This window comes from Lysobacter luteus, assembly GCF_907164845.1.
Taxonomy (GTDB): Bacteria; Pseudomonadota; Gammaproteobacteria; order Xanthomonadales; family Xanthomonadaceae; genus Novilysobacter; species Novilysobacter luteus.
In genome coordinates, this window is sequence record NZ_OU015430.1 from 2462747 (window position 1) to 2475986 (window position 13240).

The following is a 13240-nucleotide window of genomic DNA, read 5'->3' on the forward strand; positions in this document are numbered from 1 at the left end:
ATGACTAATCTCGACACCTTTAAGGGCAAAAGCCTCCTGATCACCGGCGGCACGGGTTCTTTCGGCAATGCCGTGCTGCGGCGCTTCCTCAGTTCTGACATCGGGGAAATCCGGGTCTTCAGCCGGGACGAGAAGAAGCAGGACGATATGCGCTCGGCGATCAGCAGTGATCGACTGAAGTTCTATCTGGGTGACGTCCGGGACCCCCAGAGCGTCAAGGACGCACTCAAGGGCGTGGATTTCGTGTTCCATGCAGCGGCGCTGAAGCAGGTGCCTTCCTGCGAGTTCCATCCGATGCAGGCAGTGCAGACGAACATCCTCGGGACCGAGAACGTTCTCAACGCCGCGATCGAGAACGATGTCTCCCGTGTCGTGGTTCTCAGTACCGACAAGGCGGTCTATCCCATCAACGCGATGGGCATGTCGAAGGCACTGGCCGAGAAAGTCATGGTGGCCAAGTCCCGAGCCTGCCAAGGCAGTGGCCCGGTATTTTCGGCAACGCGCTACGGCAATGTCATGGCTTCGCGAGGCTCAGTGATCCCACTTTTCGTCAGTCAGCTGTTGTCGGGAAAATCCATCACGATCACCGACCCGGGAATGACGCGCTTCCTCATGTCGCTCGATGAATCCGTTGACCTCGTGCTGCACGCGTTCCACCACGCGAAGCCCGGTGACATCTTCGTGCAGAAGTCTCCCGCATCGACGATTCAGGTACTGGCGAAAGCCATCGCTGAAATGCTCGATCGTGAAGCGTCCATCCGCATCATCGGCACACGCCACGGCGAGAAGCTCTTCGAAACGCTGGTTTCCCGCGAGGAGATGGCGCGTGCAGAGGATCTGGGGCGGTACTACCGCATCCCCGCCGACGCACGCGATCTGAACTACGACCAGTACACGGCCGAAGGCGAGACCGAAATCTCGCTGCTCGAGGATTACACCTCTCACAACACGCATCGCTTGGATATCGAGGCTGTGAAGGAAGTTGTCTCCAAGCTCGGTCCGCTGGAGGCGATGCGTGCTTAAGGTCGCGACAATTGTTGGGACCCGTCCGGAGATAATCAGACTGTCGAGAGTCATGGCGATGCTCGACGGCCACTGCGATCACGTTCTGATTCACACCGGTCAGAACTACGATTACGAGCTCAACGGAATCTTCTTCGAAGAGCTGCAGATTCGGACGCCGGACTTCTTCCTGGAGGCCGCGGGCGCGAGCACGGCCCAAACCATCGGCCAGATCATCGCGAAAACGGATGTGGTTCTGGACAGCGTTCGTCCGGATGCGGTACTCGTCCTGGGCGACACCAACTCCTGTCTGGCGGCTCTCGCGGCCAAGCGTCGCAAGATCCCGATCTTCCACATGGAAGCCGGTAACCGCTGCTTTGACTTCCGGGTGCCGGAGGAGATCAATCGGCGCATCGTGGACCATTTGGCGGACATCAATCTGACCTACAGCCAGATTGCGCGCGAGTATCTGCTGCGCGAGGGATTGCCGCCCGACCAGATCATCTGCACGGGCAGCCCCATGCGCGAGGTGATCGACCACTACCGACCGGGCATCGATGGCTCCGGGATCCTCCGCACGCTCGGACTCGTTGACGGTCGCTATTACGTCGTCAGCGCGCATCGCGAGGAGAACGTCGACTCGGATCAGAAGCTGCGCAAGCTCTTCGACGTGCTGACGCACCTGGCGGTGGACCGGGACTCGGACGTCATCGTGTCCACCCATCCGCGCACCCGCAAGCGCATCGAGGCGCTGGGACTGAGCGCGCCCGATCGCGTGCGCTTCGAGAAACCGTTCGGCTTCCTCGACTACGTCCACCTGCAGATGCATGCGCAGGCCGTGCTGTCAGACAGCGGCACCATCACCGAGGAGTCGTCGATCCTCGACTTCCCCGCGATCAACATCCGGGACGCGCACGAGCGACCGGAGGGGTTCGAGGAAGGCGCGGTCATCATGACGGGCCTGGAACTGCGCGACGTACGCCAGGCCCTGGACGTCGTGGAGTCTGCGCGCGCGTCGCGCGGCACCGCCGACGGCCGCATGACGCGGCTGGTTGCCGATTACGCCGCGACCAACGTATCGGACAAGGTGTTGCGGATCCTGCTCAGCTACACGTCTTACGTGAACCGGAAGGTTTGGCACAAACCCTCCTGAGCCGCCCTCACCCGCCGCGGCGTCGAGCCGCGGCCAGCGTCGTGAACGTGGTTTCGAGATGATCGATCGCGACGTCGACCGAGAACGCCCGCTCCATGAAGCGGCGCCCCCGTCGCCCTTGTTCGAACGTGGCATCCGGCTGATCGAGCATGTCGGCCAGCACCTCGACGAAGGTGTCAGAGGCGTCCGTCGCGCTGTAGCGAACACCCGAGCGCACGTCATCGTGCTTCCGGAGCAGGTCCGGCAGGGGCGTGGACAGCACCGGAAGCCCGCATGCCTGGTATTGCAGGATCTTGATCGGAATGATGTCTCGCGTGATGTCGTTGATCTCGAACGGATTCACCGCCACCCGACCGAGAGACAGATAACGCGGCACATCCTGGTACGACACCATTCCGGTGAGGATCACACAGGATTGCAGCCCCGACGCGTTGACTTCCGCAGCCAGGGCATCGTCCAGTTCACCGCCGCCCACGATCAGCAGTTTTGCCTTCGGACGGCGCCGTACGATGTCGGCCATCCGACGAATTAGCCCGATCAACCCGCTGAACGCGTATGTCGTACCGAGGAACACGATCACTTCGTCGCCGTCGCGCAGTCCGTACCGTTCCATCAACGCGGTGTCAGGCGTGCGCGGCAAGAAGTGTACACAGTCCACGCCATGATCGAGGACGCTGGCTGGCACTGCGTCCCCCGCCAGCGAGCGCACGTAGTCCCCCATCTTTTCGTTGGTCACGAGCACATGGTCTGCATTGCGATAGATGTAGCGCTCGCCCGCGCGCAGGATGGCCTGCGAGGCACGATCCGGCCTCAGCTGGTGGTACGCATCAAGTACACGGTAGATGGCAGGCACACCGTGTCGGCGTGCCAAGCGGATTGCCTGCGTGCCGTTGATGAAGACCGAGTAGACGAAGACCGCATCGATATTGCCCTGGCGCAGCCGCGACGAGAGCATTCGATGGAAACGTGCTCGCGCCTCGAAGTACTTGAGGACAGGCACGTTGCCGTGGGGGATCGGCGTGAGCGAGATCTCGCCCTCACCGGTCCGGCTCACGCGCTGCGTTCCGGACGAGGTGACCCGAGCCTCGCTGAAGTCGATGACCTCCACTGCGTGCCCACGTCCGGCCAACCGCTCCGCAAAGTCCTGATACTCGTAGACAGGCTTGTCGAGGTAGCTGACTTCGTGACACCAGAGGATTTTCATCTGTCGGATCCGTGATCTGTACAAGAAGTGCCCGGGGCGAGCAAGCGGGAATACATCGCAGCGAATCAGCCTGGCCGACCACCACTCAGCGTCATCAGCAGGACACCACACGACACCAGCACCAGCCCTGCCCATTGGGCCGCGGAGAGTCGCTCGTCGTAGAGAACCCAACTCGACAACGCGATCAGTACGTAGAACAGGGCGCCGGAAATCGCGAATGCCATGCCGAGCTTCACGCGGCTGACGACGACCACCCAGACGATGAAACCGATCCCCTGGATCGCGACCGCCATGATCACGCTCGGGGACAGGCACGCGGCCAGAAGCCATTGCACACCCGTCGGCACCGGATCGCGCGCGGCGATCTGCGTCACCGCGCGTTTGACGAGCAACTGGCTGCCCAGTGTTGAACAGGTGACGAAGATGATCATCAGGATTTCGCGGATCATTGCACTGTCTCTTGTTGAATCGTCTGACCTGGAGCGTCGTTCGAATCCGTTGTACCGGGCAATCTGACGAAGAGGCGGACAGCGCTATCGGCTGGTGCGGGCAGTTCGCGGAGACAGGCGAGATCGCTCTCCGGCACCGCATCCGTGTACGCCAGCCGGGTCACACCAAGGCGGTCCATCTGTTTGCCACAGACATTGAGCGACACCCGGTACATATCCGGATGCAGGAGGGTGAACGCGGGCTCGGGAAGAGCCGGCGCTGATTCGAACACGACATGCGCATAGCGGTTCCAGACATCCGTATACGCACCCGACGGATCTAGCTCGTCGACGAGGGCGCGGTCCGGCACCATCTTCGAACCCGTCACCACGTGCAGACCGCGCGCCTTCAAGCCCTGTGAAAAGACAAAATTTCCGACAACCGCCCATGTATCCGAGTTTGGATCGTCTGCGTCGTTTGCGGCGCTCAGCACTGGCTTTTCGAGGATGGCCGATAGTCCGCTTACGAGTGGGTTAACCATCAACGAGGGCAACAGCGCCATGATCAATCCGAAGGCAAAAACGCCAAGACGGCCCAAACCTATACCGGCGACCATGCAAGCGGACGCCAAAGTTCCGATGAGCAACACTTTAAGGGTGAAGAAGTTCGGGTCGATCGCTTGCAGCCAGCCGCCAAAGACAAGGAGCAGCGGAACGACCATCAGGACGAACATCAATCGCACGGAGGCGGACCGATACTGAATATCCCCGCTCACCATGCGGGACAGCAACACGATGCTGGCGAGCACGGATCCCAATCCGAATCCCAGCATTGCGCGTGCACCCGGCACCCAGCCCCAACCGATTTTCTGCAGGACCCACTCGAACGGCCCAGGCAGGGAAAGGCCCACCCATGCTCCGACCACTAAGCAGTAGGCGCCGAGGACCGCAATCAAAGCGCCGGATCTTCTCAGCAGAGACTTGATCTTCACAACGGCGAAAACGAAGGGCGCCAAGATGATGAAGCTGGACGCTTCGGACGCGTTGGTTGGCGGAAAGGGGACATAAAGTCCATCCGACCGTAGGCCTTCGAAATAGCCCGAGAACTGCCGGACGAGCGAAAACTCCCCGCTTTCAGAAATCCGATGCCCGGGATAGCTCGTAGCGAGCATGATCTCGATAGTAGGAAGCGCCTGCCGCACGTAAAGGAAGGCGGCGACACCCGCCAGGGCAACCGCTCCCAACAGCAACGCGCCTCTCGCAACGATTATGCTTCGAAACGAAGCCCATCGCCCGTCCTCGAGCGCGAGTCCCACGATGAGCGCAACGCCCAGGTAAGCAAGCGGAATGATGAACGGCGGGTAGGGATGCATCATTAGATTGAGCGCGGAGAATCCAATTAATCCCGCACCTACAGTCATCCATCTCCGACGGCGACCGAACATCAGATAAGCAGCGCCGATCACGGCGCATGCAAACCCGATCAGGATTTCCGGCAGATTGCTCGAGAACCACCATTGGGTGAACGATGACCCATACACCCACACCGCTCCCAGGCACGATATGACGACCTGACCTCGTGTCAGCAGCGCGCACAGCCAGAAAAACGACAACAGCAAACCGAACGTCTTGTATGCCCACCACCAGGAGAATCCGGTCTCAACACCGAACAGATGGAAGCCGTAATACTTGGGCTGAAGAACGGCCGCCGGTCCACCCACCGGCAGGCTCGCGATCAACGGAGCACCCGCGCCACCTACGGATGGATTGCGCGACTCGTACCCGTTAGCAACCTGCGAGAGCACCCACGGAGACTGCGTGTTCCACTCATCCGAACGTATGTGCTTGGGGCTCCCCAGATCGATCATCTGGTCAACAGGTCTTGCGGGATACATTTCCTCCCAAACACCGATGGAGGATTGATGGAGGTTCAATCCCACGTAGACGACCGCTGAAAGCAACAGCGCGACCACGACGCCCGCTGCCTTTGGCGATACGATCAGGATGCCCTCGTCGCTCATGAAGCGCGCGCCTCGCATTAGCCAAGGTTCAGGACCCCAACGTCGCGTCGGCAAGCGGCGCCACCCCAATGGCACGAGCCAAGTCAACACAATCCATGCGCCGGCCGCCGCGACGATGATGCCGAACCAATAGTTGAACAGGCTTCGAAAATCGACCCTGCCGGCTCCCTTCGGCAGAGTAAAATCGACGAACGGGTCCGGCTCGTCCAGTACCCACACAAGTTCGCCTGCATCACCTGCCACTGCATGCAGACGCATTTGGTTCTCGGTGCCTTTCGCCCCTGCGAGGGAAGCGCCGACGAGCGTCCGACGCGCGCCAGGCACAGCGATGTCGATCCTCCGCAGCGAAAACTCACCGGCACTTCTACCGGGGTCCACGCGTATACGTTCAATCCCATTCTTGATCGGCAGTTCAACAACGTACTCGTGCCACTGCCCATCGGAAATCAGTGCAAAGGGAATGCTTCGCTCGGGACTGTATTCCTCGCCACCGCTTGAGTAGAAGATCTCGCCGTCGGTACCGGCGCTGGTACGCGCCTCCAGGATGACATCTACCTTGCTGGCACTGACGCCGGCAAGATTGAGTGCCCAAGCGACGAGCAAGGCGAACCCGATTGCACCCAGCCAACGACCTCGATCAGGCCAGCCGCCACCGAACGAACGCGCCACTGCCACCCCGGGCTCGCCTGAATTCATCATTTCCTAGTTATTCCCCGGGTGGCACCCGTAAGCTGCGCGGACAACGGCCCGGACATCGGTAGCCGCGGACGCAATGACTGCTTTAGCAAGGCCTCAATCCTTATGACGGGGAGGGAACGCGTAGTCAAAGGTGTCTCCCACGATGGCCAGGTTCGGGCTGTACGCTGGATCCCGCGCGATTATTCGCGGCCAGCGCTCTTTCATGATATTGACCTCATGGAGGAACCGTTCGCGCCTCTCGGGGACATCATCCGGCCCGCGCGAAGCGGACTCGTGATGGACCAGCTCCGAATACGGCGTCCAGAGATTCCGATAGCCCCGGGCATGGATCCGAAGGCAGAGATCGACGTCGTTGTAAGCGACCGCCAGACCTTCGTCCAGGCCGCCCACATCCTCGTAGAGCGACTTGCGCAACACCATGCACGCAGCAGTGACGGCCGAATAGTTCTGCAGCAACCGCGCGCGGAACATGTGCCCGAACCAGCCCTTCGGCCGCCCGCCATATGCGCTGACGGCGACGCCGTTGAAGCCAAGCACGATGCCCGCGTGCTGGATCGTGCCGTCGGGGAAATACAGCATCGCGCCCACCGCACCGATGTCTGGCCGCAGAGCCTGCGAGACCATTTCCTTCAGCCAGTCGGGCGAGGTCACCTCAATGTCATTGTTGAGCAGGCAAATCACTTCGCCGCTCGCGTGTTTCACGCCCAGGTTGTTGAGCTCGGAATAATTGAAGGGCGCACCGTGCCTGATGACGCGCACACGACTGTCCTGAGTCATCCGCGCCAGATAGTCGAGCGTTCTCCGCTCGACGGAACCGTTGTCGACGATCACCACTTCTAAGTCGGGGTAGTCGGTGTCTTGCAGTATGCCGCGCACGGCCATGGACAGCAGTTCCGAGCGGTCGCGTGTCGCGATGACAACGGATACCTTCGGCGGCTGCGCGGGCAGTGCGTTGCGGATACGATAGTTGCCCGGATGCCGGGGAATCTCCATAACCTCCGCATCGCGACCGACCCGTTCGAGATGCGACTGCAGGCTCTTCATCGCAGCCAAGTGGGCGTAGTTCTTTTCGCCAGGCGCCAGCGCGGTCGAACCGGGGATGGCGCGCCAGTGATAGAGCACATGGGGCACGTGGCCGATCTGGTCGGAGTCGAGCTGCTCGATGCAGCGCAATGCGAGATCCCAGTCCTGGCTACCCTCGAATCCGCCGCGGAACCGCCCCACGGACTCGACCAGTGCCCGCTCGTAGACACCGAAATGGCTGACGCAGTTGTGCGACAGCAGCAGATCGTGATTCCAGTCGGGCTTGAAATAGGGATCGAAGCGCATGCCCTGGTCGTCGATCTTGTCCTCGTCGCTGTAAGCCATGCGCCAACGCGGATGCGCCGCGAAGCCTGACATCATTTCCTGCAGGGCACGCGGATGCAGCTCGTCATCGTGGTCGAGCAATGCGATGTATTCGCCCCTCGCTATGTCGAGCGCGGTGTTCGACGCGTGCGAGATATGGCCGTTGGTGTCGCGCACAACGTAACGGACGCGCGGATCCAGCCGCGCGTACTCGTCGAGAATCCGCGCGACGTGCGGCTGCGGCGAGGCGTCGTCGGCGATGCACAGTTCCCAGTTCGTGTAGGTCTGCTCCCGCACGCTCTCGATGCAGCGTCTCAACCAGCGCTCCGGCGTGTTGTAGGTGGGCATGACGACGCTGACGAGAGGGCCAGCGGTACCGGTCTCGCTCCCACTGGTCTCAGTTGCGCCAGGCAGGCTGCCATACGTGTCGAGCCACCGTCCGTAATCCAATGGGTCCATGCTGCGGTGGTGATGCACGCGCGATGAGGCATAGAGGAAGTCGCCGAGCGCCCGCCTGCCGCCCGAGACTCCTCGGCGCAGAATCTCAAGGACAAACCGCATCCTGGCCTGAAATCCGGTTCGGGCGCGAAGCCCGTCTGCGACGAGCCGCCTCGCCGCCTCAACGCGGCCGAGGCGATGCAAACGCGGGTTGGGCAGGCCGAGTTTGGCCTTCATGATGGTTGGATCGAAACGCAAGGCCACGACTGGCGCCGGAAACATGACGACCATATTGCCGTCGAAGCGTCCGCCCGCACCGACGTCGACCGCGAACTCAATCTTGCCCGCCTCACTGAATCCCTGGCCGTAATCGACGTAAAGGCACGGCGTGGACAGTCGACCCGAGACGACGTCGACACGCAGATCCAGCTGGTACCAGCCTCCAGGAATGGGGTCGATCCGACACAGGAATGCCGGATCGTCGCCGGTCGCCCTCCAGAGCGGAAACCCGTGTTCCGTTTTCCCTGCCGCCTGCAGTTGCTGGAGCGGTGTCAGGATGGGGTCAATCGTTCCTTCAATATGTTTCATCTTCCAGTCTTCCGGTCCCATGCAAAAAGGTCATCCGCTATCGGGCGCGCTCGGGCATGCCCCGGCCATGCAACAGGATCCGCGGGTGCATGTGTTTCATAAAGGGATGCGGGTCCGGGCACGGTCATATACGGCCGCGGCGGAACCAGCCAGACACCCTTCCGAGGGTGCCAGCAAAGGATCGACGCTGGAGCTGCGCAAGGTCGGCAGTCATCGCATCAAGCGCAGCCTGCGTCGCTTGCTGGTTTTGCACAAGCGCCTGGATGCTGCGGTCGTGCGCACTCATACCGGCGCCGAGCTGCGCCATTACGGCATGCAGGCTCTGCGACACCGCATCCAACTGCTTCAAGAGTTCGTCGGCGCGTTCGTTGGCAAGGGCGACATCCCCATGAACGCGTCCGATTTCCACCTGCATGGATCCGGAGACAGCATGCAAACTCTGTGACACAGCATCGAGTTGCTCGAGCAGCCCATCGAGCTTGTGTCTGGACAGTGCTGCGTCGGAACCTAGGACATGCAGGTCCGCCGCGATCCCCTGTGCGATCGCGTGCAGGCCCTGCGACATGGCGTCCTGCTGTTCCAACACACTGCCCACGCGATCGCCCACGTGACCCATGACTGCATGCAGGCTCTGCGACATCGCGTCCTGCTGTTCCAGCACACTGCCCACGCGATCGCCCACGTGCGCCACTCCCGCATGCAAGCTCTGAGACGTTGCGTCCTGCTGTTCCAACACGCTGCCCACGCGGTCGCCCACGTGACCCACGACTGCATGCAGGCTCTGCGACATCGCGTCCTGCTGTTCCAGCACACTGCCCAGACGATCGCCCACGTGCGCCACGCCCGCATGCAAGCTCTGCGACGTCGCGTCCTGCTGTTCCAACACGCTGCCCACGCGGTCGCCCACGTGACCCACGACTGCATGCAGGCTCTGCGACATCGCGTCCTGCTGTTCCAGCACACTGCCCAGACGATCGCCCACGTGCGCCACGCCCGCATGCAAGCTCTGCGACGTTGCGTCCTGCTGTTCCAACACGCTGCCCACGCGATCGCCCACGTGACCCACGACTGTATGCAAGCTCTGCGACGTCGCGTCCTGCAGTTCCAACACGCTGCCCACGCGATCGCCCACGTGACCCACGACTGCATGCAGGCTCTGCGACATCGCATCCTGCTGTTCCAACACGCTGCCCACGCGATCTCCCACGTGTGCCACGCCCGCATGCAGGCTCTGCGAGACCCGATCGACTTGCGCGAAGAGCGCTGCACTGTCGTACCCGCTCCCGTTGTCGACTGATGCATCCGTCGGCAACGGGATATCGAGCGCCTCACGCAACCGCTCCCCCTGCTCAACGCCCGTGACGACGGACTGGAAGCGGGCTTCGCGAAGCAGCTGCGCCTCCAGCCACTCCAGCCGATCACCTGGATACAGACGCTCGAGCACCGCGCGTACGAGACCGCCCACCCGCTCGACGCCGTCGACGGCCTGCATCGGTGCGGCCGTCGTTCCGGCATACGTGAACAGCACGCTGCGTAGAGTCAGCCAGCCCAGACTCGGACTCGGCACCGCCCATTCGCGATCGAAGTAGACCGGCCGCCCTTCCGGCACACTGATCAGATTGAACGGTGTCGCATCGATATAGTGGTCGGGGAGGATCTGCGTCGGATCGTCGAGTGTGATCTCGATTCCATCCTCTACCAGGGCGCCTCGGATCGCATTCAGATAATCGGCGCCAACCTCCGCCAGCTCGTCGATGGTCCAGCCAGGCTTCGTCAGAACGGTCCGGAACCGCTCGACGAACAAAGTGCCACAAAGATAAGGCTGCTCATCTGCCACCCGCATGACGACATCGTCCGCGGCGCATGACACCGAGCCCAGGGCCCTCGACCGCACGACGAGTTGCCCACTTCCATCCCGTACGAAACGGCTCTCGCGTGCGAACTCACCGCTCCGTTGCGTGCTGTAGTGCCACGCAAGCGGCCCCTCGACCCCCTCCGCGTCGCCCGTGACGACTGCTCGCACCAGAAAGGAGTTGCCCAGATCAAGCATAAGGCCGTTCTCACCGATCCCGGTCCATGCCCGCTGTAGATTGAATGTGGTGGCGCCGAGCTGGTGGTCGCGTCGGACCGCTTGCGCGGCCAACGTTCCTGCGTCGAACTCCTGCGGATCGGCCTGCAGGCCCGCCGGCGCGATGATGCTCACTGGCGTCTTGTAATCGGGCAGGGGGACGTGGAACGCGCGCTGTCCGAATCCAGCACGCGCTAGCAGCGCGTCCAGTTCAGCCCGGCCGTACGTACGCACGCCGCCACGCGAGTAGCCCCCCTCCACCCCCACCATCGGCTTGCCCAGATGATCCTCCGGTGCGCCAGCGAGATACTTCAATCCAAACCTGTTCTCGATAGCGAGGAATAGACAACCGCCCGGTGCGAGCATCGCGCGCACCTTGTCCAGCATGTCCAGCGCCGCCTGCGGCGCGTCGGAGAATACGTTGGCGTACTCCAGCACCCCGATCAGCGTGATGACATCAAAACGCGCGTCGGGCGCGAACTCCTGAAAACGCTCGGCGACCACTTCGACGTTGCCCAGATCGCGCGTACGCTCCCTGGCGATGATCGCCCGTCGTCGCGACCCCTCAAGCGCAAGCACCTGCGCACCTGTCTCGCCGAGAAAGCGCGTCACCGCACCACAGCCTGCTCCAATTTCGAGTACCCGAGTCGTCGCGGAGAATTCCGTCGAAAAGGGGCGCAGGAGGTTGGCGCGCTCACTAGACAGATGATAGAAGCTCGGCCAGTCCACGCAGGCCGACCGCAACTCGGGCGAGAAAACGCTGACATCGCCTGCGCAGCGCAGCGTAAGCAGTAACCCGTCCTCGGATGCATCGCCGTCGCTGTACGCGATTCCGGCGAATCCGATACGCCCCCACACACGATCATCCAACGGCGTATAGCCGCTTTCAACAAGCTGTCTTTGCATGTCGCTCATGCGGCTCGCCGTCATGCTGTCAATCACCTGCGCGCGGAGCGCGCTCAAGATCACGGGCTGGATGCGTCCACCATGGCAAGCCCGAGATCAGCCATGCCAAAGAAGTCGGCATTACCCACCTTCACGTGAATGCTGTCATAGCGCCGGTCGTGGGGCACCACGCTATGCTCATTGCGGCTGGCGATGCCGACCGAGATGAAATAGTCACCGTCGGCCAGGCGAAGATCGAAACAGATGCGCACATCGACGACGCTCCCCCGCGTGCCGCTCTGCGCCCAGCCCGGCAGCGGCTTGTATTCGGTATTGCTGCCATAGACAACCACGCCTTCCGCAGTCTTGACGGTCACCCCGAGGATCGGCCGGACGACCTCTCGATCGAATGCCACGCGCAAGGTCAGCATGGCTGTCGTTCCCGACTCCACCATTGTGGGGTAAGACCGCCCCGCGGCGCTCAGCTCGAAGTCAACGATTCGCGCGGCTTTGTCACCCCAGCGGAACTCGTTCGGGTTGTAGTTCGCGCGTGCCTCGAATCCCGCGTCATCACCGGGAATCAAAGTGGATCGAGCATCGCTTACCTCGTGAGACTGGGCGACCTCGGCGACAGCAGAAGGCTCCGCCTCTTCCTTGTCGACGCCGAACAGCACATCGTAATAGTGGTTCACAACGTCTTTCGGCTTTCCGACCAGCATCTGGCGTCCACCATCGAGCAGGTGGGCGCGATCGCAGTGCTGAACGATCTGGTCCGCCGAATGGCTCACCAGCAGAATCGCTGTACCCGAATCCTTGAGCTGCTTGAGTCGTGCAAAACACTTCGCCTGGAACTTGGCATCTCCGACGGCCAGTGCCTCGTCCACAATTAACAGCTGAGGATCGACCTGGGCCTGAACCGCGAATGCCAAGCGGACGACCATTCCGCTCGAATAATTACGGATAGGCTGATCGATGAACGCGCCGATGTCAGCGAAAGCGAGAATGGCATCGAGCTTCGAATCGATCTCGCGCCTCTCCAAACCAAGTACCGCGGCATTCAGATATACATTCTCGCGGCCGGAAAATTCAGGATTGAAACCGCTTCCGAGTTCCAGCAGGGCAGCGACCCGCCCTTGCACATCGATCCGCCCTTCTGTCGGCGTCAACGTTCCAGCAAGCAGCTGCAGCAATGTCGACTTGCCCGAACCGTTACGACCGACGACCCCAACCGTCTCACCCGGACGAACCTGAAGATCGATTCCCCTCAGCGCCCAGAATTCAGTGAAGTAGCGCTTGCTTTCGACATCCACAAGCCCTTGGAGCAACCGATGCACGGGCTTCGAATAGACCCGATAGCATTTGCCCAAAGCCTCCGCGCTCACGATGTACTCGCCGCTCATACGCCGA

8 protein-coding genes are annotated in these 13240 nt (G+C 61.8%); 2 read left to right on the top strand and 6 right to left on the bottom strand.

Features of this window, described 5'->3' with window-relative positions; all coding sequences use genetic code 11:
- Both KOD61_RS11560 and KOD61_RS11565 read left to right on the top strand, forming a co-directional pair.
- Nucleotides 1-1023, top strand: a complete 1023-nt coding sequence (locus KOD61_RS11560; protein WP_215218808.1) for a polysaccharide biosynthesis protein — start codon at nucleotides 1-3, stop codon at nucleotides 1021-1023.
- A 52-nt stretch (nucleotides 1024-1075) separates the two neighbouring features.
- Nucleotides 1076-2155, top strand: coding sequence for a UDP-N-acetyl glucosamine 2-epimerase (locus KOD61_RS11565; RefSeq protein ID WP_251370588.1), 1080 nt, complete (start codon nucleotides 1076-1078; stop codon nucleotides 2153-2155).
- Nucleotides 2156-2162: 7 nt separating this feature from the next.
- Here the strand turns inward: KOD61_RS11565 and KOD61_RS11570 are convergent, their stop codons facing one another.
- The 6 genes from KOD61_RS11570 to KOD61_RS11595 all read right to left on the bottom strand — a co-directional run bounded on the left by KOD61_RS11570 (nucleotide 2163) and on the right by KOD61_RS11595 (nucleotide 13233).
- The gene (locus tag KOD61_RS11570; RefSeq protein WP_215218810.1) at nucleotides 2163-3359 is read right to left on the bottom strand and encodes a glycosyltransferase; all 1197 of its coding nucleotides are present in this window, start codon (nucleotides 3357-3359) and stop codon (nucleotides 2163-2165) included.
- Between the two features lie 65 nt (nucleotides 3360-3424).
- Complete coding sequence (locus tag KOD61_RS11575) at nucleotides 3425-3808, bottom strand: SMR family transporter (protein ID WP_215218811.1); 384 nt, start codon at nucleotides 3806-3808, stop codon at nucleotides 3425-3427.
- Nucleotides 3805-6507 carry a DUF7657 domain-containing protein gene (locus KOD61_RS11580; protein WP_215218812.1) on the bottom strand — a complete coding sequence of 901 codons (2703 nt, stop codon included), beginning with the start codon at nucleotides 6505-6507 and terminating at the stop codon, nucleotides 3805-3807. The genes KOD61_RS11575 and KOD61_RS11580 overlap by 4 nt, the downstream gene beginning before the upstream one ends.
- A 93-nt stretch (nucleotides 6508-6600) precedes the next feature.
- Nucleotides 6601-8880: a glycosyltransferase family 2 protein gene (locus tag KOD61_RS11585; RefSeq protein WP_215218813.1), complete on the bottom strand. Its 2280-nt coding sequence runs from the start codon at nucleotides 8878-8880 to the stop codon at nucleotides 6601-6603.
- Between the two features lie 124 nt (nucleotides 8881-9004).
- Nucleotides 9005-11863 carry a class I SAM-dependent methyltransferase gene (locus tag KOD61_RS11590; RefSeq protein ID WP_215218814.1) on the bottom strand — a complete coding sequence of 953 codons (2859 nt, stop codon included), beginning with the start codon at nucleotides 11861-11863 and terminating at the stop codon, nucleotides 9005-9007.
- Nucleotides 11864-11913: 50 nt separating this feature from the next.
- A complete protein-coding gene (locus tag KOD61_RS11595) occupies nucleotides 11914-13233 on the bottom strand; it encodes an ABC transporter ATP-binding protein (RefSeq protein ID WP_215218815.1) in 1320 nt (439 codons plus the stop codon).
- Nucleotides 13234-13240: the final 7 nt, after the last annotated feature.